Annotated in this window: 21 protein-coding genes and 1 pseudogene; 10 read left to right on the top strand and 12 right to left on the bottom strand. The window is 56.8% G+C overall.

Annotated features, from left to right (window positions below):
- Positions 1-2: 2 nt before the first annotated feature.
- Genes LB547_RS04625 through LB547_RS04610 form a run of 4 tightly spaced genes read right to left on the bottom strand, consistent with a single transcriptional unit; the run spans position 3 to position 3,788 of the window.
- Positions 3-1,067, bottom strand: coding sequence for an ABC transporter ATP-binding protein (locus LB547_RS04625; protein ID WP_140762311.1), 1,065 nt, complete (start codon positions 1,065-1,067; stop codon positions 3-5).
- Positions 1,064-1,846 carry an ABC transporter permease gene (locus LB547_RS04620; protein WP_140762308.1) on the bottom strand — a complete coding sequence of 261 codons (783 nt, stop codon included), beginning with the start codon at positions 1,844-1,846 and terminating at the stop codon, positions 1,064-1,066. The genes LB547_RS04625 and LB547_RS04620 overlap by 4 nt, the downstream gene beginning before the upstream one ends.
- A 1-nt stretch (position 1,847) precedes the next feature.
- Entirely contained in the window at positions 1,848-2,687 is an 840-nt protein-coding gene (locus tag LB547_RS04615) for an ABC transporter permease (protein ID WP_140671700.1), read from the bottom strand.
- A 9-nt stretch (positions 2,688-2,696) separates the two neighbouring features.
- The gene (locus LB547_RS04610) at positions 2,697-3,788 is read right to left on the bottom strand and encodes a spermidine/putrescine ABC transporter substrate-binding protein (RefSeq protein WP_140762305.1); all 1,092 of its coding nucleotides are present in this window, start codon (positions 3,786-3,788) and stop codon (positions 2,697-2,699) included.
- 91 nt (positions 3,789-3,879) lie between these two features.
- Between LB547_RS04610 and LB547_RS04605 the strand changes: the two genes are divergently transcribed.
- The 4 genes from LB547_RS04605 to LB547_RS04590 all read left to right on the top strand — a co-directional run bounded on the left by LB547_RS04605 (position 3,880) and on the right by LB547_RS04590 (position 7,317).
- Positions 3,880-4,494 carry a TetR/AcrR family transcriptional regulator gene (locus LB547_RS04605; protein ID WP_140493601.1) on the top strand — a complete coding sequence of 205 codons (615 nt, stop codon included), beginning with the start codon at positions 3,880-3,882 and terminating at the stop codon, positions 4,492-4,494.
- Between the two features lie 214 nt (positions 4,495-4,708).
- Entirely contained in the window at positions 4,709-5,059 is a 351-nt protein-coding gene (locus LB547_RS04600; RefSeq protein ID WP_181178009.1) for a hypothetical protein, read from the top strand.
- 56 nt (positions 5,060-5,115) lie between these two features.
- Positions 5,116-5,685, top strand: coding sequence for a DUF2569 family protein (locus LB547_RS04595; protein WP_140686220.1), 570 nt, complete (start codon positions 5,116-5,118; stop codon positions 5,683-5,685).
- A 351-nt stretch (positions 5,686-6,036) separates the two neighbouring features.
- Complete coding sequence (locus tag LB547_RS04590) at positions 6,037-7,317, top strand: tyrosine-type recombinase/integrase (RefSeq protein WP_140762302.1); 1,281 nt, start codon at positions 6,037-6,039, stop codon at positions 7,315-7,317.
- Between the two features lie 322 nt (positions 7,318-7,639).
- Here LB547_RS04590 and LB547_RS04585 read toward each other — a convergent pair.
- The 3 genes and pseudogenes from LB547_RS04585 to LB547_RS04570 all read right to left on the bottom strand — a co-directional run.
- Positions 7,640-8,048, bottom strand: a pseudogene (locus LB547_RS04585) (ISAs1 family transposase); the annotation flags it as partial.
- Positions 8,049-8,483: 435 nt separating this feature from the next.
- The gene (locus LB547_RS04575; RefSeq protein ID WP_140762289.1) at positions 8,484-9,920 is read right to left on the bottom strand and encodes a DUF2272 domain-containing protein; all 1,437 of its coding nucleotides are present in this window, start codon (positions 9,918-9,920) and stop codon (positions 8,484-8,486) included.
- Between the two features lie 11 nt (positions 9,921-9,931).
- Positions 9,932-10,822 carry a hypothetical protein gene (locus LB547_RS04570; RefSeq protein WP_140762286.1) on the bottom strand — a complete coding sequence of 297 codons (891 nt, stop codon included), beginning with the start codon at positions 10,820-10,822 and terminating at the stop codon, positions 9,932-9,934.
- Positions 10,823-11,811: 989 nt separating this feature from the next.
- Between LB547_RS04570 and LB547_RS04565 the strand changes: the two genes are divergently transcribed.
- The 4 genes from LB547_RS04565 (at position 11,812) to LB547_RS04550 (ending at position 16,611) form a co-directional block, all read left to right on the top strand.
- Complete coding sequence (locus LB547_RS04565) at positions 11,812-13,767, top strand: hypothetical protein (protein WP_140762283.1); 1,956 nt, start codon at positions 11,812-11,814, stop codon at positions 13,765-13,767.
- A gap of 973 nt (positions 13,768-14,740) precedes the next feature.
- A complete protein-coding gene (locus LB547_RS04560; protein WP_140762276.1) occupies positions 14,741-15,316 on the top strand; it encodes a tyrosine-type recombinase/integrase in 576 nt (191 codons plus the stop codon).
- Positions 15,317-15,326: 10 nt separating this feature from the next.
- Complete coding sequence (locus tag LB547_RS04555; RefSeq protein WP_224655743.1) at positions 15,327-15,929, top strand: hypothetical protein; 603 nt, start codon at positions 15,327-15,329, stop codon at positions 15,927-15,929.
- Positions 15,930-16,047: 118 nt separating this feature from the next.
- A complete protein-coding gene (locus LB547_RS04550) occupies positions 16,048-16,611 on the top strand; it encodes a hypothetical protein (protein WP_140762271.1) in 564 nt (187 codons plus the stop codon).
- An 86-nt stretch (positions 16,612-16,697) separates the two neighbouring features.
- Here the strand turns inward: LB547_RS04550 and LB547_RS04545 are convergent, their stop codons facing one another.
- Entirely contained in the window at positions 16,698-16,964 is a 267-nt protein-coding gene (locus LB547_RS04545; RefSeq protein WP_140762268.1) for a helix-turn-helix domain-containing protein, read from the bottom strand.
- 187 nt (positions 16,965-17,151) lie between these two features.
- Between LB547_RS04545 and LB547_RS04540 the strand changes: the two genes are divergently transcribed.
- Positions 17,152-17,703, top strand: a complete 552-nt coding sequence (locus LB547_RS04540) for a DUF805 domain-containing protein (RefSeq protein ID WP_181171723.1) — start codon at positions 17,152-17,154, stop codon at positions 17,701-17,703.
- A 414-nt stretch (positions 17,704-18,117) separates the two neighbouring features.
- Positions 18,118-18,504, top strand: coding sequence for a DUF3768 domain-containing protein (locus LB547_RS04535; protein WP_224655741.1), 387 nt, complete (start codon positions 18,118-18,120; stop codon positions 18,502-18,504).
- 804 nt (positions 18,505-19,308) lie between these two features.
- On the opposite strand, the gene LB547_RS04530 is transcribed toward LB547_RS04535, so the two are convergent.
- From LB547_RS04530 to LB547_RS04515, 4 genes are all read right to left on the bottom strand, one after another.
- On the bottom strand, positions 19,309-20,001 hold the full coding sequence (locus tag LB547_RS04530) for a hypothetical protein (protein WP_181178008.1): 693 nt from the start codon (positions 19,999-20,001) through the stop codon (positions 19,309-19,311).
- 472 nt (positions 20,002-20,473) lie between these two features.
- A complete protein-coding gene (locus LB547_RS04525) occupies positions 20,474-20,923 on the bottom strand; it encodes a hypothetical protein (protein WP_140762262.1) in 450 nt (149 codons plus the stop codon).
- A gap of 107 nt (positions 20,924-21,030) precedes the next feature.
- The gene (locus LB547_RS04520) at positions 21,031-21,678 is read right to left on the bottom strand and encodes a thermonuclease family protein (RefSeq protein WP_224655740.1); all 648 of its coding nucleotides are present in this window, start codon (positions 21,676-21,678) and stop codon (positions 21,031-21,033) included.
- Between the two features lie 242 nt (positions 21,679-21,920).
- Positions 21,921-22,142: a hypothetical protein gene (locus LB547_RS04515; RefSeq protein WP_140762258.1), complete on the bottom strand. Its 222-nt coding sequence runs from the start codon at positions 22,140-22,142 to the stop codon at positions 21,921-21,923.
- Between the last annotated feature and the right edge of the window lie 480 nt (positions 22,143-22,622).

Genomic DNA, 22,622 nt, shown 5'->3' with positions numbered 1-22,622 from the left:
GTTCAATCCGTCAGCAGGATGATCTTGTCTGTATCGCAGGAAACCGAGACCGTGTCGCCCGGCTGCACGACGGACGTCGCGGGCAGTTTGGCGATGAATTGCAGCGTGGCGTCTTCAGCGGAGACCGCGAGCACGCGCTTGAAGCTGCCCTGGAAAACGACATCGCTGACCTGCGCCTTGCCCAGCTTTGTGGCGCCTGAGGTCGCGCCCAGGGCAAGGTGCTCCGGCCGGATGGCCAAGGCAACCGCCGATCCCACCGGCAACGCTCCGGACGCCGAGACCGGCCCGACCTGTGTCGCGACAGTGCTTGTCCTGTCCATCATCTCCGCCACCGTTCCGCGAAGAATGGTGCTCTCGCCCATGAAAGTCGCCGAAAAGCGTGTCTTTGGGCGCGCATAGACGCGTTCGGGCGGCCCTTCGTCCTCGATGCGGCCGTCACTCATCACCACGCAGTGGTCGGCCAGCGCCATCGCTTCTTCCTGGTCGTGGGTGACATGGATGAAGGCGGTGCCGACGCGCTTCTGGATCGCTTTCAATTCGTCCTGCATCTGCCGGCGCAGCTTGAGGTCGAGCGCGCCGAGCGGCTCGTCGAGCAGCAGCACGGCGGGCTCGATCACCAGTGCCAGCGCCAGCGCTACGCGCTGCCGCTGGCCGCCGGAGAGCTGGTGCGGCTTCTTGTCGAAGGCGGCATCCAGCCCGACCAGCGCCAGCGTCTCACGCGCCCGCGCGGCGCGTGTCGCGCCATCGACGCCTTGCATGCGCAGGCCAAAACCGACATTGCCGCCGACGCTCATATGCGGAAACAGCGCATAATCCTGGAACACCGTCGTTGTCGGGCGCTTTGCCGGCGGAACGGCGGTGCAGTCCTCGCCTCGGATGAACACCTTGCCTTCGCTCGGTGTGACGAAGCCGCCCAAAATCGACAAAAGCGTCGTCTTGCCGGAGCCCGACGGTCCGAGCAGGATGGTGTAGCTACCGGGCTCTATCCGCAGCGATACGTCTTTCAGCACCGCCAGCTGGCCGAAACGGTGCGAGATCCCGCGGATGTCGACCAGGGGCGCGCTCATGCCGACTTTCTCCGCAGCAATGTCAGTTCGAACAGCACGACCAGCACGATGGAGACGGCGAACACCAGCGAGCCGATTGCGTTGGTCTTGGGGTTGAGGCCGGAGCGTAAGAGGTTCCAGATTTCGACCGGCAGCGTGGTTTCGAAGCGTGTCAGCAGGAAGGAGATCACGAATTCGTCCCAGGAAAAGGTCATCGACAGGAAGAAGCCGGCGAAGATGGCCGGCGCCATGACAGGCACAGTAATCAAGAGCAGCACTTTCCATTCCGGCGCGCCGAGATCGCGCGCGGCGCGCTCGATGTTGATCTGGTGGTCGCCCATCTGGCTGTAGACGATGGCGAAGCAGAGCGGCAGGTTGATCACGACATGGCCGATGCCGGCGGCCATCAGCGATTTCGGCACGCCGGCCCAGTTGAACAGCACCAGCAGCCCCATGCCGATGATGAGATAGCTGACGGTAAGCGGTAGCGTGATCAACCCTCGCAGCAGGGCCGAACCCGGCAGCACGAAGCGCGCGAACGCCCAGGCGCTGAGGAAGCCGAGCGTGACGGCCGCGAGCGACGAAAGGACGGCCACCAGCAGCGAGTTCACCAGCGCCGAGGTCAGCCGCGTATCGGACAGGACGGCCTGGTACCAGCGCAGCGACGGGCCGGTGAAGGGCGGGATGGGGAAGGAGGTTGCCTGCAGCGAGAACAGCACGAGCACGACCACCGGCAGGAAAATGAAGGAATAGATGGCGATCGCGTAGAGACAGGAAGCGGTTCGGACGATCAGGCGCATCTCAGGCCCGCTCGATCTTCAGCCAGCGGGCGCAGGCGAGATAGGCGATGGTCACGACCGCCATCAGGATGATCGAGAGCGCCGAGGCCAGCGGAAAATCGCCGCGCCGGCCGATCTGCATCATCACCAGCTGCGGCATGACCAGCTCGTTGTTGCCGCCGAGGATCTGCGGCGTGATGTAGTCGCCGATGCACAGCACGAAGGTCAGGAAGGCGCCGACCATGATGCCGGGCAAGGTCAGCGGCAGGATGACATGCAGGAAGGTGCGCACCGGCCCGGCGCCGAGATCAGCGGCGGCCTTGCGGTAGCTCGGACTGAGCTGCTTCAAATTGGCGAAGATCGTCAGCGTCAAAAGCATGACGAAGAAATGCACGAAGCCGGTCACGGTGGCGAAGCGCGTATTGGCGAGCTGCAGCGGTTCGCTGGTCAAGCCGATGCCGGTCAGCGTCCGGTTGATGACGCCGTTCTGCGCCAGCACCAGAAGCCAGGAATAGGAGCGCACGACATAGGACGTCCAGAACGGCAGCACGGCCAGCATCAGCGCCAGCCGCTGCCAGCGTTCCGGCACCTGTTCGGCCAGGATCCAGGCGAAAGGATAGGCGAGCAGCACCGAGACCACGGTGACGATCGCCGTCACCTGAAGCGAGTTCACCATCGCTTGCCAATAGGCAGGATTGGTGAAGAACTGGCTGTAATTGGCCGATGTGAAGCCGCCGCCCTCATGCGACGTCAGGCTGGAAAACCCCATGGCGATGAAAGGCAACACGAAGAACAGCAAGGTCCAGCCGAGCGCCGGCGTAACCAGCGCCCAGGGCAGGGCCTTGTTTGCGGTGCTGCTCACGACGCCCGTCTACTGCGCCTGCAGCATCTCGGTCCACATGTCCTGCATCTTCTTGTCGAGGTCGGCGTTCGGCGCCGGATAGGCCTGGGCGCGGGCAAGGAACTCGGGCTGCTCGTCGAAGCGCAGGATCTTCTTCTGGTCGTCGGTGAGTGCCGCCTTGCTGTTCGCCGGCATGCCCCAATAGCAGGAGGATGTGGCAAGACGGGCCTGGCCTTCCGGGCTCATGATGTACTGGATGAATTTCAGCGCCACGTCCTTGTTCTTGGAGTCCTTGAACATGGCGAGCGACTGCGACCACAGCACCGCTCCCTCCTTGGGGATCGAGAAGTCCAGCGCCGGGTTCTCCTTGGCCAGGCCCGCCGTCACCCATTCGCCGCCGCCGACCAGAATATCGACTTCACCGGTGGCGAGCGCTGTCTGGCTGGCGGTCACCTCGCCGACCAGCTTGGCGTTGGCCTTCATCTTGAGCAGTTCGGCCTTGAGGGCGGGAAGATCGGCCTCGGTGAGTTCAGCCGTTTTCTTGCCGATGGCGAGTGCTGCCATGCCGATGACCGGCAGGTAATAATCGTAGATGGCGACCTTGCCCTTGTACTTGTCGCTTGTCAGCGACGCCAAGGATTGCATGTCGGCCGGGTCGACCTTGGTCTTGTTGAAGCCGATCGTGTTGTAGCCGAACTTTTCGGTGATGCCGTAGCGCTTGCCGCCGACCACGGTGGAGTTGTCCATCTTCACCTGCGGAAAGAGGTCGCCCAACGGCAGCTTGTCCTCCGGCAGCGGCTCGAACAGGCCTTTTTCCACGCCGCGCGGCACGTCGATGCTGTCGATCACCATCACGTCCCAGTCGCCGGGTTGCGACTGTTCGACGATGGCGAGCCCCGCGCCGGTGCCCTCGAATTCCTTGATGTTGACCTTGACGTTGTTGGCCTCTTCGAAGGGCTGCAGCAGCGCCGGGTCGGCATGATCGCACCAGATCAGGGCGTTGAGATCGGCGGCCTGGCTGGCGCCGGCTGCTGAGAGCACCAGCGCCGTGGCGCCGCAAGCGGCGCCCAGATGTCTCTTCAGGATTGAAAGCGGATTGTTGGCTGTGGATCGTGCGGACATCGAGTGTTCTCCCTTGCCTTTGTGGCTTCTTGCAAAAAATTGAACCAATTCTAAAATTGAGTCAATTCTGTTTCTGTGGCAGACAGCCGGCATGAGTGGATTGAGGGCAAGGCAAAAGGCCGACCGGCACCGCCGCATCATCGAGGCGGCCGCCGAGCTTTTCCGCGAGGCAGGCTATGAAGGCGCCAAGATCGAAACGATCGCGGCCCAGGCCGAAGTGTCGATCGGGACGATTTACAATTACTACCAGAATAAGGGCGACATCCTCGGCGCCATCGTCTCCATGGAGGTCAACGAGGTGCTGAATGCCGGGCGAGGCGTGGTCGACAGCCCACCGGCCAATGTCGGCGATGCGCTGGACACGCTGATCGGCATCTATATCGAGCACTCCTTGCACTATCTCAGCAAGGAAATGTGGCGCCAGGCGATGGCGATCTCGACGCAACTGCCCGACAGCCCGTTCGGCCAGGCCTACACGGCGCTCGACCGCGCTCTGACGCAACAGATCCGCGCCCTGATCGCAAGGCTGCAGGAGATCGGCCTGGTGCGGCGCGACATCGACGGGCAGGCGGTGGGTGAGCTGGTCTTCAACAACATGAACATGATGTTCATCGAGTTCGTGAAGCGCGACGAGGCAAGGATAGCGGAACTGCGCGCGGCGATCCGACGGCAGAACCGGATCTTGGTGGCGGCGATCGGGATGTGAGGATGGAAGCGACCGCGGCATGAACCAGCTTCCGCTGCCAGTGTGACTGACGATGAGTGCCAACGGCGGCGCCCGTCTACACCGCAGGGCTCGCGTCCTAGCGGCTTGATGTTGCGGGGATTGACAGCGTAGCCGCTGGCCTAACCAGCGATCCCTTCGAAGCATCGACCGAAGGGAAAGCAGACGCGCGGCCGCAGTGACGCAGGTAAAATCAGTGATCGGTCGGATCGATCTTCGTCAGGCGCTCTCGCGCTTCGGTGACGCGCCGCTGCGCCGACCTTATCCTGCTGCAAAGCGCGAGATTGATGCCGACGCCACAGTCTCGGTCCAACATTTCTTCCGCGCGCTTGAGGGCAAGTTCAGCTCGGCCAATTCGCTGCCTGGCTTGGGCCAGTTCCATGTCCAAGAGTTCGATCATTGTTCCGCTACAGAGTTTGCGGTCCCTTCGATTGTTAACCGCCTCCGGTCGGGTTTGGTTCCGGGTTACCGGCTCGAGAGCCAGGAACAGGCAGGAGAAAGTCGCCGCTTCGGCATCGACCTCATTGTACGCGAGTTCACCTCTTGAGTTGAGTTTAAAATCTGATACAACTTATAAGGGCAAACGAAGGGGAGAGATGGTAAATGAGGACGTTTTCAATCTGGCATTGGGCGATCGTACTGCTGATCATCGGCGTGCCTGTTTTCTTTGCGGTTCGCTCAGCCGTGAAGCCGTCACAGGGCCCGGCGGCTCTTATAGGATTCGGTGGCTGGCTTATGCTGCTGGCGATCGGTCAGGTGTTGTCGCCGCTGCGCACGCTCGCCGACTTGGCCAATTCGGCCGAGGGTTACCGGCAACTCATGTCCCTGCCAAATGGACTGGTTGCGGTGTATAGCGAGGTTGCCCTCAATCTGGCATTTCTGGCGCTTCAACTGGTTGTGCTCATTTCGATGCTGCGGCGAAGCCGACGCTTTCCACAATTGTTTCTGGTTCAGTGGATTGCGATACCGGTTGTGTTCCTCCTGGACACGATCTTGATCTCATCAACTCTAGGCGTCCCGGTGAGCCAGATCCTTGCTGGAGATGCGCTGGCGACACCCGTCCTGTCGTTCATCCTCACCGGGGCTTGGGTCGCCTACGTCTACAAGTCCGTCAGGGTGAAGAACACGTTCTGCGGCGAAGTGGCAGCCGGCCAGGTTGCGACAGCCTCCTAGCGAAAGTCCGCTGGGTTTCGCCTCTTCGCATGAGCAGTCCTCCTGCGACAGGCTTCGGAGGACACTCCTTCGTTTTGCGAGATCTGGTGTTCTTATAACGGGCTGGGTGGCCTGCCACCCGAAGCTTGAAGAGCGAAGGGTGGTGCCCCCGGCAGGGATCGAACCCGCGACCTTCGGTTTACAAATTTTATGCCACAGCACCCCAAGGGGTAACGGTCCATCACGCGCGAAAGGGCATAATCTAGGAATTTTAAATAGATGGTTACGTCGGAGCACCGGTTTACATAACGGCGCCGAACGTAGTATCACACGTCAGTGGTTACCCCTGGTGTTACCCTGGAGGCAAAACCGATGCCAAGCCCGATCCCTGGGCAGTTCAAAAAAGCCGCTGCATTCATCAACAATTTGAAGCCAGCGACAGCACGGCAAGAGATACCTGACAGCACCCAATCTGGGCTCTATCTGGTGGTGCAGCCGAGCGGCGCTTTGTCTTGGGCAGTGCGGACGAAGATCGACGGGAAGGCGTCCAAAGTGACCATCGGACGCTATGACGAAGTGGGCAGCGCCGACGACCGCATTGGAACCCTCATTTCGTCGACGCAAGCGTTGAATGTCACCCAAGCCCGCATCATTGCTGAACGCGTTCGCAACGACGCAAAGCGCGGCAATGATCCTCGGCAACAGAAGATTGACAAGACGGGGTTGGCCGCTTGGTTCGATGATTTCGTCAAGACCGCTCGCACCAAAGGCTTTAAGGGCAGGGCAGTCAAAGCCTCGACCGCTGATGAATACGAGCGCATCATCGCGACCAATATCAAGCCCCATTGGAACCACGTCGCCGACATCAGGACCCTTGACTACCGCGACATTGAAAAACTCCTGGACAAGCTGACGCCCGGTGCTCGCCGTAACGCCTTCGCGGTTCTTTCTGCATTCTTCCGTTGGAAGCCAGTAGCGCGAGCGATCGGCCGCAACATCATTGAGCTTGCCACAGCACCGGGCAAACCGATCAGCCGCGACCGCGTGCTAACGCACGACGAAATCAAGATTGTTTGGAAGGCGGCAGCGAAATGCGGTTATCCGTTTGGTCCCATGACCCAACTGCTGTTGTTGACCGGCCAACGCCGGGACGAGATCGCCGAACTCGAATGGTCCGAAATTTCTGACGATCTGACCGCGATCACGCTTGAAGCATCGCGAACTAAAAATTCCCGCCCCCATATCGTACCAATAGCACCGCTGGCTAAGACGATCATCGAGGCATTGCCTAGGATCACAGATGCAGACGGGAAGCCTTCGGAATACGTCTTCACGACGACCGCTACCACGCCATTCAGCGGCTTTAGCAATGGCAAGAAGGCACTGGACAAGCATTGCGCCGAACCGGCTTTGCCCGAATGGCATCTCCACGATTTACGCCGTACCTGCGCGACGGAACTCGCGAGGCTTGGAATCAAACAGGAGGTCACCGAGGCAATCCTAAACCACAAAACCGGCAAAGTGAGCGGCGTTGCCGCCATCTATAATCGCTACGAGTATCAAGAGGAAAAGCGCGACGCTTTGGAACAATGGGCGAACCGTGTGCAAGCGATTACCGCGAATAGCGTAACAATGTTGAAGAAGTCCTGCTAGACCTGGAAATCTATGGGCTGCATCCTCAGGTAAGGACAACAGGTCTGCCGATATCCGCGCGTGCTCTACTCTCCGGCTTCTCTAGGCATGCCAGACGGCGGAGCGAGTGGACTGGCGCTCCTACAATGAGGCTTGCTTGGATTCAGTGCTCGCGTTTACTCCGCCTCTCGTGTGTCCTAGTCTAAAAACAGGGCTCGTCCGCTATTCACCAAAGCAAGTGCGTCCTGGCAAGTGCGGAGAAACAGGAAGCCACGCTGTCCAGCGTGGTTCGCTACGCACCTTGCCGATCAGTCCCATGCTTGAGCAGGGCTCCGAATCTAGATTAACGGCGAAGCTCACCGAGGAATGAGGCGAGGTGGTCGGTGCTCCGGCCGGCCTTTTTTCGCCTGAGCTTGATGGAGCGTTTGTCGTTGACGGTTCGCACGAGGTTGATGGCGAAATGCCTGACGATGGCCATGTTGAGGGCGCCATGGCCCTTTCGAAGCCGCGACTGATGGTCGTTGAAGACGACATCGAGGGTCCGATACAGAGCGTTCTGGACCAGCCAGTGGCCGCACACGGCGTAACCGGCCCGTCGGTCGTCAGCGTGGCTTCAGTCCAGTGCGCGAGCTGACGCGCACGATGGTTGTCGCGGCTGGCAGGCGTAGTTCGCCTGGGAAGCGGCGTTGGCCTCCGAGCCATCCGGCCTTGCGGCTGACGGTGACAGCCGCAACCATTTCGGCGCCGCGGCCAATCCCCATGGCGACGCCTTCGATCTCGAGTTCGATCACACCAGCATCGGCGGAGGACCTCTGCCTCACCGCCGTTTACTACAGGCTGAGGCGTCGCCGCATGTACGACTGCCGACACAAACATGGGGTCTTGATGATCCCGCATCCGCCAAAGACCGGCTTGCCGCCCGATGCTAAGGCAAACAGTTGTTGCGGGCACAAAATTTAGCGGCGCGCCGCCGCGCTCACGCTCTCGCCCGGCTCATAGCTCTCCACCACAACATGCACTCTCTCCTCAGCCGGCCAATGTCGTCGCCGCCCGTGTACTATTTGTTGCTGCATCTCCACAAGCGGGGGCAAGGCGCCGGTAGTGGCTGACTGTGTCGGCACGATATTTTTTGCTCAATGCTACTTTCAGGCTCAAACGTCGGCGCTATTGGTCCTCTCTAGCAACGGTCACCCGACAAGTCCTGCCGTCAAACCTTTGTCCAGTTCCGCTTGTACCTTTGAGGCGGCCTCTCCTTTGGTGACAAAGCCATCGCCGTTCACGTCCAACCCGGAGTTCTGCGAGTAAGCCTTCGTGCCAGAAGAAAATAAGACACTCGCCTCTGGTTTTCCAATCGCCGCTGGATATAGGATTGCCATGTACATGTCTGACAGGCTGCCAAACCGGCCTGCATACGGGGCGAGATATTTCTCGACATACACCAGTTGTTGAACCTGAGACATTTGCGCCAGAGCTTCCAGCGATGTGCCCAGTCCCTCAGCTGTTGATCTCATGAATTGGATGAGGCCTGTGGCACCGCTTGAGGGGTTTCGTTTGTCGGGCGCGAACGTCTCCCCTGATTCAAATGCCATCGCTGCCATCAAGTGACTGGGATCGCATCCAATGCGCTTTGAAAGCACAATGATGGCTTGTTTGAACTCTGATGTAACGACCCGGCCCCAAGCGATGTGATCTGTCGAGGAAGGTATTGAGCCGTTTGTGTTTCCGGCAGCAATAGTCGACGCGGCTTGACCGTCGGTAGTCACCGTTGCCGCAGGCGCGGATTGAAAGATCGCAACTCCTATCCGGCATTGCATGATGGCAAAGAGGGTCTCGCCGCCCATCGACGTTGAAGGCATGAACCCATTGGGTCCGAGCGCGACAGATCTCTTTGTTACTGAGTTGCCAACATTACCTCCAATTACCCAGACCTTATCAACCTCAACAGCGACCACAATATCGCAATGGCCATGGTAATTGCCTGAAGCTTGGCTATCGTAGTCAATACCGGATTGACGAGCCCAGCATAAAAGATCTCCAACGATTGGTTTGTACTCATTGAGCCTATAAGCCCAGAACCCTGCGTCCGTGCTCCTCAACCTGTCGCGTATCGCTTGATAAATATAAACTGAGTGCAAGGTCGAATACCTGAAGCGGCCGGCCGCCCCAGACGTTTTCATCACCCAGGAGATAAATGCGGCTGACCAAGCCATATCAGTGTTCGTGCCGTCGACACCGGTCGTGCCTGTCCCTTCGGAAAAGTACCTTCCTATCCGTTTGGCAAAAATGGGCTCAAGCTCCTTGTGCCCCACAACGACGGCGTTGCCAGTTACATCGTATTCTTGCCGGCCAAAGAAATCCCATTCGCCCGTGCAAACCTGCAGTACTCGACTTATGAAGTCATTCCTTGCAGAAGCTGAATCGGAAGGTTGTGAGGTCGTGGGGGGTGGGAGTGGCTGCGACCCGTCGAAGGTCTTCGGCTGTGGGTCTGCATAGGTAGCAACGAGCGTAAACTTCCCTGACGCGCCGGGGACAATGGAGACAGAAGCTCCGCCGCCCTCGAGTATGATTTTCATCTGCTGAGCGTCAGCCTCGCTCAAATTGGTAACAACGACTGGAGGAGCCATATCACATTCCTTTAAGGCATCAATCCAACATCACGTGCCAACTCTGCGGCCAGCGCGCTGTAACGAGCGTCGCCGACGATGACCGCCAATTTCACCTTAATCTCTGGATGCGACGCTCTCAGAGCAGATTGCAGTTTATGATCGAGCTCGAAATTGTATTTTCCCCCTTGGGTTAGTGCATTTCTCAGTAGGACTTGGGCAGTCGATGTTGACAGATTGAAGACGATTGCCTCTTGTTGGTCATCTTGAGCGATCTGCTCTGCTGCACTGATCGTCGCTTGAGCCTTGAGCAATGCTCCGGGCAAAGTTCCCGCCCGGTAGTATTCCTCAAGGTCCGAAAGCGCCAGCGCCATGGGATATGCGGCGTCACTGTCGCCTAGGCGTCGGATAATGTTAGACCAAACGACGGCTCTGTTCGCTCTCATCTGCGTCTGCAGCAATTGTATGGTACTTCTTTGGAGGACCTCGTCGCTGTAGGCGGACTTGGCACCGGTTAGACCCGCCGCAGCCGCCGATAGAATATTCTTTGTGCCCACAGGCGCTGCTAAAGACGCGGCCGAGTTCAGTACGATGTTGGCATCTGCGGCCAGAACGCCGACCGACTGTTGCTCCCTGGTCAATGACGCTTCGTAATTGGAGTAAGCTATGTCGATTGCATACTTTCGAGCGGTAATGTAATTGTTACGGTATGAAACTCGTTCCCCGGGAAGAAGACGAGAATATCTGTTGAAATTGGGCAAGCCTAGCTGGGAACGCAGATTGGCATCTTCTTCCGCCGAAGTGAAGAGCCGGTGAGGGCCTTGATCAAGTGACGGTGTACAAGATGTTTGGCTCGCGGCAAGAAGTGTCAGCCACAACACGCGCCGCAACGAACACCAAAATAACTGCTCAAACACCAACATTTTGGGCCCTCAGCGATATGATTCGACCAATAAGCCTCCTGTTGTCAAGTGGCATCGCCGGTGTGGTGTGAAAATGATTTAAGCGCTGCTTATGCAGCTGACATTTGAATGCTGATGTTCCAAGCTAATAATTCGCCGGAAGGTATAGTTCCTGTTGGCTAAAGTCGCCTCCCGGCGACTGCCTGTTTTGTACCGTTTGGCATAAGTCGTAGTCGGGCTGGAAAGGCTCTTCTATTGCCTGACCCATTGTTGGTGCAACAGGCTCGGAGCGATCCGCAGGGATCCGCCGCTAGTCAAGCCCGCAGCCGAGTGGCCGGCCTTGCGCTGAGGGGCGGGGTCCTCGTTCAATATCGGAGAACTTGACCATGGACCCTCGTAAATCAGCATGTGCTCGGCTCATGGGCAGACAAGTGGTTGGGAGTTCGATCAACGATTGACGCAACATCTTGCCATTGGAAGTTAGTCATATCGGATTTGCAACGTGGGCCCTACGATCAGGTCTAAGATTTTGATAGCCGGCAGCGGCGCTTCAGAAATTGCAAGGGATATGTTCGCCCTGGCTGTACTTTGCGATGATCCTCAATTTGGTCAGCAAGCCTTTGACATGCCGCCGCTATGAACATCGGGACATCGGCAATTTCTCATGCGAGCTCAAGTGAGTCCCACCCAGTCACCTGCAAATCTTCGCGGCTCTTCGTTGTGGTATCGGCGGGGCCGAAGTTCGGCAATTACTTCGCAAAGAGAGCCAAGCTGGATCGGCTCTCGGTGAGCCATGCAGATTAGCGGCGTGAAGAGCACGGTACCGGACGCCCCAAATTCGCGACGAAACATTGCCGCGAAGGAGAAGCTTCTGCCATCGAGTTAGAGAATCTGCGCACGAGCAGTATCTTGGTTTTCGAAAATGATGCTATAGTGATGGAAAACGCCGGTAGTGAGGACTTGCAGAAAGCCATTGGTTCGGACTCGCTCAATCTCGGTCAGGAACTACGATGCCGACTTTCGTTTCAGAAGATTCCGGCAACCAGGTGAGCTCGGCCGCTTCGCCTTCCGGAAATGCGCCCGAGTTGGACGAAGGCGCCAAGAAAAACAAGGTCAGCACTCCGGATAAGCAAGACACCAATGCTAGATCAATTGGTGAAGGCGCCGAACATGCGGAAGAATACCCTGTACCGATAAAAGCTAATGCGAAAGTGGAGTCGGCGATTTGCCTGATATTGTCCTGCATGATGAGCTTTGTTCTAGTTTGCGTAGTTGCATTATTAATTGCTTTGATGCAGTTCCAAGGACGTTTGACATTGGCGCAGCCGAAGATAACGGCCGGTCGATTGGTATATCTCGCGAATTTGGAAAAGAGCTTAGAAAATGTTACTAACTCAATGGCGAGCAACCGCAAGATACTCGCAAGGGCCGGTCTTAATCTGACCAAAGGCCAAACGGAATTGAATTTCAGGATAAATAGATTGTGCGCGGCATTTGCCACGTTGCCACCAGATCGACAGTATGTACCGCGGTGCGAATGGTTTTTGTCTAGAATTCCGTTTGACTTTATACCACAAAAATTTGAGGCAATGCAAAAGGAATTGAGCTATGACGATAATTCGGCTGAAGGTGTCGGCTATAGCCCGGTAGCAATGAGTTTGGACGGAGATTCGCTGAAAAAGATCGAGGATAAATTCGCGCGCTACATGGATAATCCAACCATTGGGGGGCAAAAATTCTCGGAGTTTGAATACCTGTACGCCTCGGATATCTCCGCTATCGCTTTCCTGAATCAGGTGTCGGCACTTCGACTCCAGCCCCTCTATGCTATAGCGCAGGGCAACTATCTTGAGGATTGTCGATATAGCCTGACCTTGGTTGATGGAGTGAGAAGTTATAGGGATGTCGAGGAATTGCATTGCCTTGGCGGTCCGTCGGTGGAAGATGTAGTCGCACAAAACCAATCGGGCAACGCTGGCGACCGTGCAGTATCGCAACCGCCTGTCAGCATCCCTCCGCAAGGGGCCGCCGCTCGTCCAGCGGGCGACACTCAGGCGGCGCCGCGGCAGCCTATTGACGAGCCCCCGCAAAAGACTGGCGTCCGGCCAATGTCGCGACCGGCAGCAGAAGGTGCTAGCTCCGACCAGCCAGCCAGCGTGGCCGCGCCCCCGGTGCGGCAGTTCGCGGCGGACAGCAAGCCTGGGGAGTTGCAAAGTCAACAATCCACTGTGCCCGCGCCGCCGGCGCTAGCGGGGAGGCCGACCGATGGCAGCGCAGATCTTCCTTCAGGCGCGCCTCTCTTCGTTTCCCAAGATGATACAATTTTGGCAGAGAGACAGCGCGTATTCGATTTGGTTTCCAGCTATAGATTTTATGATAGCATTGCTCCGGGTGTAGTTAAGAGCGTAATTATAAGTCCTGGAGAATTTTTGGCCCTTTTGCTGGTGTGTTTTGGCGGAGTTCTAGGTGCATTTTTAAAGATAATATTCTCAACTAGCATCTCTAGCAGAGATCCGGATTTCAGGGATTTAATTGTCCGTCCAATTCTTGGTCTCATATGTGCATTGGTGCTATATATATTGTTGCGTGCTGGTTTCATCGCGATTACTGATCATGCCGAGCAAGCCGGTTCGGCAAATTTAAGTCCTTTCGTAATTGTGTTCGTCTCGCTAACGGCGGGGTTGCTATCGGATCGAGCGGTTGCATTATTGGAGCGGTCAAGCGCGACGTTATTAGGCGCATCGGAACCATCCGAAGTTGATCGTTGGGCGGTCGGACTCAAAGACGCTCTGGTGCGCAAGGGGATGAGTGTGGATGAGGCCGCCGCGCGGCTGCGCGTAGAACCCAAAGTTATTCAAGACTGGATGGATGATCTACAGGAGGTCTCATATCAACAGCAGCGAGACCTATCTCTTGTGCTTGGTGTGTCACCGCGACTACTTTTCACGGACCAGCCTCCTTCGTAAGGAGCCTCATTGAGAAATCCATCCAGAAATTGGCCCTTGGTAAGTGTTGCAAAAACAGGGCCCGCCTACAGGACCCGGTTGGCTCATCCCGCAGAAAAGGAAGTTTGTAATACACCTGTAGCCGAACTGCGGCTGCGGTGAGGACTGAGGATAAGGTCGAGGGTACTGTGTCTGCGGGTACGGCTGCGGGTACGGTTGAGGAACATACTGTTGCTGAGGATAAGGAAGGATGGGAGGTGGCCTCGGTGGAGGATCGAATTGCGCGTGAAGTGCGGTCGGGAGCAAACTAATCAAAGCTGCTACAACAGCCTGCCTGCAAAAAGAGGTCCTGAGGAACGGCATCACGTTACTGCCTCTCAAATAACCACATGCCACGCAAGTGGAGCAACCTCTGTTACTTTCCTGTGACATACGCCCAGAGTCATATCTTAGACTGCTAGTGTAGCGCACACAACGGCATTCAGTGGCCGGTAGCCGTTCCCGTCGGTGGACACGAATGAAACAGTGCACAGTCGCGCATCCTAAGATGTGCGCCCCTTCGAATTGGCGCGGAGCGCATCGGTTTCCAGGTCCTTTTTTTGAAGTCCGATCGCCTTTTGGCGCCTTGGATTGGATAACATATCAAGGAAAACGAAGCCGGGTAGACAGAGCGTATGCCGACACCTTGCAAACCCAGCGAACGGTCAAGCCATTGATTGCGGGTCCCCATAGGCCATTACTGAGCGCGCGATTTTGAGCCTGCAATACGCCAATGAGCTCGAAAATGCGAAAAGAATTCCGACGGCGGGGCCCTGTTGGATTTAACCGAGGTGGTCGGGGTGAGCATGTCGAATTCGCCAAACCTGGCAACCAATTTCTCAAGAAATTCAGAGATAGGTGGCCGAAAACAAGGCTCCCGAGACCGCCTTTCGGCTTGATGACAGGAGTAAAGTCCTATAATCTGGGGTTGTCTAATCCATGGAGTACAACCCGAATGTCGGGCCATCAAGCCAAGGTCGTTACTGATTCAATGTTGCGCAAGATGCTTGCGCATTCACGGAAATCGTCACACCCGATGCGCGATCGGGTGATTATCCTCCTCTCCTGTAAGGCCGGGTTGAGGGCCTGCGAAATTGCCGGGCTTGAATGGTCCATGCTCCTCGACCCTCAGGGGAAGATCGGTAAGCTGGTGGTGATCGAGGACCGCATCGCGAAACGCCAATCCGGACGCCGAATTCCACTTCATCCCGGTCTGAAGGGTGCACTCACACTGTTGAGAAAAGAGGGCGGTTGCGACGGCTCGGTGATCCGTTCAAGCCGCGGTGGCGCGATGAAGCCCAACAGCATCGTCAATTGGTTTGTCGAACTTTATCGCGAACTGAACTTCGACGGGTGTTCATCCCACTCCGGGCGGCGGACCTTCATCACGACGGCGGCACGATCGGCGCACCGCGCGGGAGGCTGTCTTCGCGACGTTCAGCTCCTCGCTGGCCACCGATCTCTGTCGATGACCCAAAGCTACATTGACGGCGATACCGATGCGCAACGCCGCATCGTATCCATGATTTGAGATAGCGACGATGTCTGACCGAAACGAAGTGATTAGTGGATCGATTTCGCGCGCGCGGAGTTTCAGGATCCCGGTCGCCGTGAAGATCCTGGCGCCGTTCAATCAAGGGGATCTGGATAGCCTGTGTGGCGTCTACTGCGTGATGAACGCCGTCCGATTTCTGTTCCCGGAGCTTGGACGCGAAAAGTCGATTGGCCTTTTCCAAGTCCTTTCAGAAAACCTGACGACAAATAGAGTTACGGCGCATGAGACGGTTGGGTTGGGGATCGAGATTCCCACGGTCTACGCTCTTGTCGAGGCCGCGTGCGACTACCTTCAAGAGGTACTTGAGGCTCCGATCAGCATGGCCATGCTAACGTCGAAAATCCGACGGTTCGATGATCTTTGGGCCGCATTGCGCAACGGCTTGCGTGGCAACCAGGTCGCCATTATCGGTCTCTCTGGTCGTCACGATCATTGGACAGTTGCCTACCGATTGACCGCGAGAACGATCCGGTTGTTCGACTCGGACTCGATGAAGGTTTTGCATCGAGCGCAGTGCTCGCTTCGCGATCCGAGAGTTCCTTACCAGATTGATCCGGACGAGATCATTCTCGTTCAAAGGGGAGGGTAGTTGATAGTAGAATCTAGTAGAAATCCTATGGCCATTCCATCGGTGTGAAATGTCACTTTTACACTGAGAGGTCATCACCAACGATCGGTTCGCACCGACCGGGAACGGAACTCAGTAGGTGACCCTTGATGAGTATCTCGGTTATCGGCAGCGGGTGGTCGAACTCGATCCGGACGCGATGAAAAAGGTCGAGACGAAATCACCTCCGATCGACGCTGCCGATTTCGTCCTAAGGGTCTCATACGTCATCCTCAACAGTGGAATGAGGTGGACGGTTGCCCAAGACATCTGGTCACGATTGAAACCGGCTCTGATCGAGACGGGGGAGGTTGGGGACACGTTTGGTCACCCTGGAAAGAAAAAGTCCATCAACCAGGTGGTGTCGAACCGATCGGAATTTTTCGAGGAGTTTCAGTCAGCATGGGAAAATGGACCGGGCGCGGTGATCGAATTCTGTGAAACCCTTCCGCATATCGGTGGGATTACGAAATATCACCTGGCCAAAAACCTGGGTGTCGACGTCGCGAAACCCGACGTCTGGTTGGAACGGGTCGCGGCAAAGTCGGGCGAGACGGTCCACGAATTGTGCGGACGGTTGTCGAAACAGTCTGGAGACAGTGTCTCGACGGTCGACTATGTGATCTGGAAAGCGTGCCAGCAAGGATGGCGGCAGAAGGATTAGGACGCTCAGGACGAGGAAAAGAAATAGGCGGGCGGGGAGTGTTGTTCCGATAGCAAGCCTCCTCGGAAGGTACGCCGGCCGCTTCTCTAACCCTTCTTCGGCTTTCGACCCGCCGAGAGAGGCATAGGCTGCCGAGCCCCCTTGGTAGGCTCAATCAGAAGAGCCGCAGCAGGTACACCAAGGACGCTGGCCAACGCGTCCAATGTATCAATGGTGACGTTCTCTGAGCCTCGCTCGATGCGGCCTACATACGATCGATCGATCTCTGCCGCCAAAGCCAACCGCTCTTGGGACAAACCCTGCTCTGCCCGGAGTTTGCGGAGATTCCAACCAATGATCTTGCGCACATTCATTGTGGCAAGAAGGCAATACAAACGGCTTGACAATCGACGGACTGGCAGTCTCGTATTCCACTGACAGATTGCTTAGGCCGCTGGCGATCGTGGGGTCCAGAATCTTGGCGGGATGAACATGGACTCGGTCCCGTTTAGCGCAACAGTGTGGATGATGCCGGTAGCGGCGTCTTTGAGAGGCATACCAATGGAAGAGATGGTCTTTTTCTATCAAGACGCGATTCAAAAATACTTTACATTCTCGGGACGTCTTAGCAGGCGAGGATTTTGGTTTTTCTATCTCGCCGTAAATATAATTTTGATCCTAGCTCTTTCTGTGGACTCGAAATTGAAAGCGGGTGGCTTGATTGTCAATCTGGTCGCGCTGCTTCATGTCATTCCTTACTTTTCTGCGCTTGTTAGACGACTCCATGACGCCGGCTATGCTTCATGGATGGTCATACCGTGCGTGGTCCCGTTAATCGCAATACTCTATGGCTCGGCTGTTTCGCAGAAAGGACCCAACAGGTTCGGGCCTGAGCCTGTCCCCTATTCCAGTGACGTGGACCAAAATTTAACCGCTAAGCCGCGCCGGGCCAAAGATGTGAAGCCTAGCGATTACAATGGTGGCGAACCACCGATCGAAAAACTTGAGCGGCTTGCAGCTCTGCGAGACAAGGGTGCAATAACCGACGCGCAGTTTGAGAAGATAAAACGCCAACTGCTGGGCGAGCCCGTCCAGGGGACCGGGACCTTGTAACGGATCGCTCGCGGATAGGGCGGGGGACCTAGGGTGAGATCCCGATTCTCACACTGCGATTTGCCGGACTGAACGAGCCGAATCGACAGTGCACCGTTGATCTGGTCGAAGCTCTCCTCTCGAACACAAATAGGATCATCACGGCGGGATCGTCACATTCCGGAACCGCCGGTTCCTCGACCTTTAGTGCATTTCTGGCTGGGATTTAGGAATATTTTCCTGTATCCTGGACCGGAGGGGACCGCAGACGCCAGGTGTGTGAAAGCGCATTGGGGCATACACGACCGACACGAGCCGCTGGCTGAAGGCCTCGCACCGAGCCGACTACCGACGCCAAACATGACTTGAATTCAGAACTGACCGGCAATGGGGCCGGCCAGAAAGGGATCACTCGCATCCAAAAGGAGAAAGACCATGACGAAGCCGAAACCAGACATGCCGTTCGGGGAACCCAGCGACATCCGCGGGGCGTTCGACGAGAGCGTACTCAAGACCAGGTTATTGAATGACGACCTTAGGATTCGGCGACTCGGCGGGACTATCGTCATTACCGCGGGAATAGCTGCCCTCGGTCCCTCTGCGATCAGGAACATCATTTCGGCCATCACCGCGTTCGAGGGTTTCGCACCAGAGAACGATCCGTATGGCGAGCACGATTGCGCCGTCATGACAATCAGTGAGATCAAGATCATCTGGAAGATCGACTACTATGACCTAAGCCGCCGTTACCATTCCTCCGACCCGTCGGACCGAAACGTCACTTCCCGGGTGATGACGATCATGCGCGCCGACGAGTACTGACCCATCCTCGCAGTGAAAAATATAAATCGCAGATAGTAGAGTTGGATAAGCATCGCTGAAGCTAGCACAGTGCCGAGAGGTTTTCCCATGAGCGCAACTCTCATTAATGAGTGGTGGCCGTTCGGCTAGTCGCGTCGAAAGCGTGTGAACATCAACGAAACCGGCGGAACGTGCTTCCGCTAATCAGCTCTCGTTTCGACGTCGTGAGGCTCGATGGGTGCGATAGCTACATATGGGCCGAGGTTGAAGAGTAGTGCAATCAAACCTTTTCCCAGGACTGGAGTGCGCCCTTGGGACCGGACAGGATCAAGCCGCAGTTTTGACCATCTGCCGGGCGTGTTGGTCCTCAACTGTTGCGGGCTGAGATAGCCGAGCGCTGAGTGCAATCGGCGGCTGTTGTAAACCTCATCAACAAGCGGGAAAGGTCCTCAGCGACGTCGGCGAAGGTTTCGTAGGCCATCGGATAGACGGCTTCGCAAAAAAAACTGTTCGGCCTATCGGGCACATCGGCTCCTACAGCGAGTGACAGCTTTACGGTCATTATGGCAGTTGGAAGGGAAAGTTGTCATTCTTACATGCCCACATTCGTTGCTCTTATCAGCGTATGTTTCTAACCTGCAATTTCGCCCAGTGGGAGAAGGCCAGTCCGGCATGGCCGGTGCCCTTATTTCCCGTCTCGGCTGCCATGGCACTAGGTGCAGAATTGATCGTGACTTCTCGCAATAGAGCTATTCGCCGCCTTCGTGACAGGCTGGTGGATAAATCTCGCGGCACTAGCTCAAGCCAGGTACTCACTCCCGTGCCCTACATGTTGAGCAGATTTGGCGCAGGAGCGCAGTCCGTTGCAAGGGGCGTTGTCCCATTGAAATTTTTGTATCGCTTCTCCCCAATTAAATCGGTTGAGCAAATGCGCATATCAATGCTGGCAACAAACTTTGGAAACTCGCTTGTTGATCCTGTGGGGGATCCGTGGAATCTGGCTTTAAAGATTACTCTCTGTTCGCCACTAGATAGTAATCCTATTGGAGTTGAGAGTAGAGATGACGAGTCCATTGTCAAACTGAAAGTGGAAGCGGTAGCCGCAGCCGTGAATATTGAGAACAGATCGCTAGACATTCCCATTGCGTTTTGTCCTGCTGTCAGAGTGGCTGTTCTCCCGCCAAACGAGGCGTCGAACTGATAGATATATGCGGTTCCTTCACCCAAGTTAGCGATAGAGAGCTCTCCGGCAATTGCATCATACTTAAAGATAACGAATGGCGCCCGCGAGATTCTGGACGAAATGCTTTGGTCTATTTGCGCTTGATGGGCTACTGCGATGCCCTCTCGAGCCAGCTTGATGCCTTGATACGACTGCCAGCCCGAAGCGACACCAACAAGCAACGCGCAGATTGCTGTGATGGGTTCCCAGTTTTTTGCTAGCCACTGCCAAATGCTTGAATTACGAGGGAGAGGGGGGACTTTCCTATTATTTAAAGACGAGTTGTTTTCTGGCATTTCGCCCCTCCGCTGTGCGTTGGCCGCGGCCTTCCTAATTGGCGTCTCGGCAATGTGGATATCAGACATCGTGTTTGAGTATCTCGTGCGGAAGATCAACCGGCGGTCGAAGACTACCCCGTTCGTCAGTTTGGAACATCCGCCTGCTCGACCCCGCGGCCGAAAGTATTTTCTCACCGGCGGGCGCCACACTGATGGCTCGGGGCTCCGCCCGCCGACTGCTTACGGATCACATATTGAGCATGCGCGCATATCAGCGCGATTGAGTTGGGTAGCTTTTGCGAATGCTGCGCCTCGGTCAAATGGTCCGTGCCATCGGCCATTTCTATCGCCTGCCCCTGCCTGTGTGCCATGACCCTCGTTGCAGAAACCACAATCGGATCGATGGATGCGCCCTCGATCGTGGGTCCAATTCTCATAGATGTAGTAATCCATCCCTCCTTCCCTCCAAGCTCGTGACGGCGGATCCGTTTCAGTACGCGTATTTTGCAGGCCAACGCCAATCTGTCTGGGCTTTGCCGTAGCAGTTGCTGTAGTCGACAAACTGGCCAGTGGAGATACTGCGGCACGCCCAAACGAGTTGGGGGTACGGGTTGTAGAATTCGTCCCAATCCGCGCCCTGGTAGTAGTTTGGCCTAGAGTACCCGCCTTCGCCGCAATCGTTGTTCGCACAGACGGCCACGGCGGCACCCACCGCCACGATAGCAATACCCGCAGCTATAGCTTGGTTTTGCTTCCTGATCATGTCGGCGCACTGGCTAACGGTCATCGATCGGCGCGTCAGTTCAGCGTAGAGATCCTGCTGAAATCTGGCATCTTTTGTTGATGCCAATGTCCTGCAAAGAGCTGAAGCGCTGACAGCACTCGGATTCTTACTGAGCGCTTGTTGCGAGGTCGTACATGAGGCGCTTGCAAGCGCCAAGACTGCCGCAGCCGAAACTGCGGCTCGTTGACCCAATCCCATCGTAGTAGCCCCTCACACCCAAAAATAGTCCGGTCCGCTGGATCTCCGCGGCCGACTGTTATTCACTAACAAAGCGTCTCACACGCCAGGCCATCCCCATCGCGATCCAGCTTGCCGCCCCACGGACAATTGCCGAGATACCATTGAGCCTCGTCGCACGAGCTGATTTGAGAGCATTTCCGCCGCGGCTGACAGGAATAGCTTTGCGCTACTTGTTGATGACTAATGATGCCTAGCGGTTGGGTCACAGCCCGCCGAACATTGTCTCCATGGCCAGCGCGCCAGTCCCATGGCGCCTGAAACGATCCGGCCCACAGACCGACCTTCGCCGCCTCAGCCTTTGTTTGCTGCCCTGCATACGCGCCATGGCTGTATTTTGGCCAGTCGAGAGCCTGGCCTTGTTCGACCAACCATGCGGCGACGTCGGCGCCATCCGCACGCCGGCAGTTGGCTACAAAGCGGTTGTAGCGGTCCCACGCCACGAAAATGCAGGTGACCGGCCTCGATGCGGCCAGGAATCCGTCGAGTGCTGCCGCGGCGATCGCGCCGCACTGGTAGCGAAAGCCGTTGGCATCGTCGCATCGTTGTGCGGACTCAGGCGCGTCAATGCCGCTAAAGCGTATGCGCCGTCCGTGGATCTCTATCGTGTCGCCATCGATGACCGAAGCGACGCCGGCGATCGGCGCCGGACTCGAGCCCGACCAGTTCGGCAAATTGGTCGGGCATGTTGCTGTGGTGAATGACGAACTGCGCCACGAAGCCTGCCGTTGCAGCCACGGTCACGAAGATCAGCCGCTTCGGAATGCCCGCCAATTCGCGCGCACGCCGCAGCATGACGCCGGTCCCCTTGCGCCATTGCGCAGACCGATTGTCGTGTCGATATTTGTCCAAACCCCTCTCCCCGATGAGAGGATGCGGCTATTTTGGCTTGGAGTCCAGAAGCGCCTGTCGCGGCCTAAGCATTCGCTGCTAGTCCGTGGAATACTTTGCACCAGAAGCGGTAGTCACTTTCGCGACCGTCAAAAAGTGCATGTAGCGCACAGTGTGCTGCCGCAGTCGCCGCGCTCGACCCATACAGCTCAACGGCCGCCTGCGCCATGCGTCTGGTGTCGGCAAGTTCCCATAGCGTCAACTCACCTTCGCCGCCGGGAAACAGATCGAGCTTTTCGACGTCCATTCAAGCATCGTGCACCGATTTCGCCAGCAGGGCAAACAATGGCGGCGACCTCAGGTCGTCGTCTACCGACAGTCGCTCGCGGCCAAAGCCCGTCACTGCTTCTTAGTGGCGGGTCTTCTAATGACAGATACCTGACCGCGCTTCCGCCGACACATAGCTGTAACGGAGTAACCTGATTATTCATTCCGTGGGACAGTATGAGCAGGGGACTATGGACATGCAGCGTTCTTACACAGGAACAGCATCGACCCATCTCTTCGGTCGAAATGGCGCAGCATTGGGCGCTTGGGCAAGCGCACGGGGCGTTAAAATCTATCAGCGTTCAAAGACGGTATGGATCGCGGCTGGCGGTCATAGAGGCCGCGATATGGAAGTAAAGGGGCGCTCGCCGGCGATCGCGATTGCACTATGGGTTGAGGCTACCCAGTACAGAGGCTCGATATAGCGCTGCCGCTTGTGCAACGATGTACTTGGGGTCGT

The organism is Mesorhizobium sp. B264B1B, from assembly GCF_020165765.1.
In the GTDB taxonomy this organism is placed as follows: domain Bacteria; phylum Pseudomonadota; class Alphaproteobacteria; order Rhizobiales; family Rhizobiaceae; genus Mesorhizobium.
This window is presented reverse-complemented; position numbering and strand designations above follow the sequence as displayed.

Bases quoted from the DNA above. Each gene is read 5' to 3' on its own strand.
- LB547_RS04625 (WP_140762311.1), bottom strand. From the start codon at position 1,067: ATGAGCGCGCCCCTGGTCGACATCCGCGGGATCTCGCACCGTTTCGGC.
- LB547_RS04620 (WP_140762308.1), bottom strand. From the start codon at position 1,846: ATGCGCCTGATCGTCCGAACCGCTTCCTGTCTCTACGCGATCGCCATC.
- LB547_RS04610 (WP_140762305.1), bottom strand. From the start codon at position 3,788: ATGTCCGCACGATCCACAGCCAACAATCCGCTTTCAATCCTGAAGAGA.
- LB547_RS04605 (WP_140493601.1), top strand. From the start codon at position 3,880: ATGAGTGGATTGAGGGCAAGGCAAAAGGCCGACCGGCACCGCCGCATC.
- LB547_RS04595 (WP_140686220.1), top strand. From the start codon at position 5,116: ATGAGGACGTTTTCAATCTGGCATTGGGCGATCGTACTGCTGATCATC.
- LB547_RS04590 (WP_140762302.1), top strand. From the start codon at position 6,037: ATGCCAAGCCCGATCCCTGGGCAGTTCAAAAAAGCCGCTGCATTCATC.
- LB547_RS04575 (WP_140762289.1), bottom strand. From the start codon at position 9,920: ATGGCTCCTCCAGTCGTTGTTACCAATTTGAGCGAGGCTGACGCTCAG.
- LB547_RS04570 (WP_140762286.1), bottom strand. From the start codon at position 10,822: ATGTTGGTGTTTGAGCAGTTATTTTGGTGTTCGTTGCGGCGCGTGTTG.
- LB547_RS04565 (WP_140762283.1), top strand. From the start codon at position 11,812: ATGCCGACTTTCGTTTCAGAAGATTCCGGCAACCAGGTGAGCTCGGCC.
- LB547_RS04560 (WP_140762276.1), top strand. From the start codon at position 14,741: ATGTCGGGCCATCAAGCCAAGGTCGTTACTGATTCAATGTTGCGCAAG.
- LB547_RS04555 (WP_224655743.1), top strand. From the start codon at position 15,327: ATGTCTGACCGAAACGAAGTGATTAGTGGATCGATTTCGCGCGCGCGG.
- LB547_RS04545 (WP_140762268.1), bottom strand. From the start codon at position 16,964: ATGAATGTGCGCAAGATCATTGGTTGGAATCTCCGCAAACTCCGGGCA.
- LB547_RS04540 (WP_181171723.1), top strand. From the start codon at position 17,152: ATGGAAGAGATGGTCTTTTTCTATCAAGACGCGATTCAAAAATACTTT.
- LB547_RS04535 (WP_224655741.1), top strand. From the start codon at position 18,118: ATGACGAAGCCGAAACCAGACATGCCGTTCGGGGAACCCAGCGACATC.
- LB547_RS04530 (WP_181178008.1), bottom strand. From the start codon at position 20,001: ATGCCAGAAAACAACTCGTCTTTAAATAATAGGAAAGTCCCCCCTCTC.
- LB547_RS04515 (WP_140762258.1), bottom strand. From the start codon at position 22,142: ATGGACGTCGAAAAGCTCGATCTGTTTCCCGGCGGCGAAGGTGAGTTG.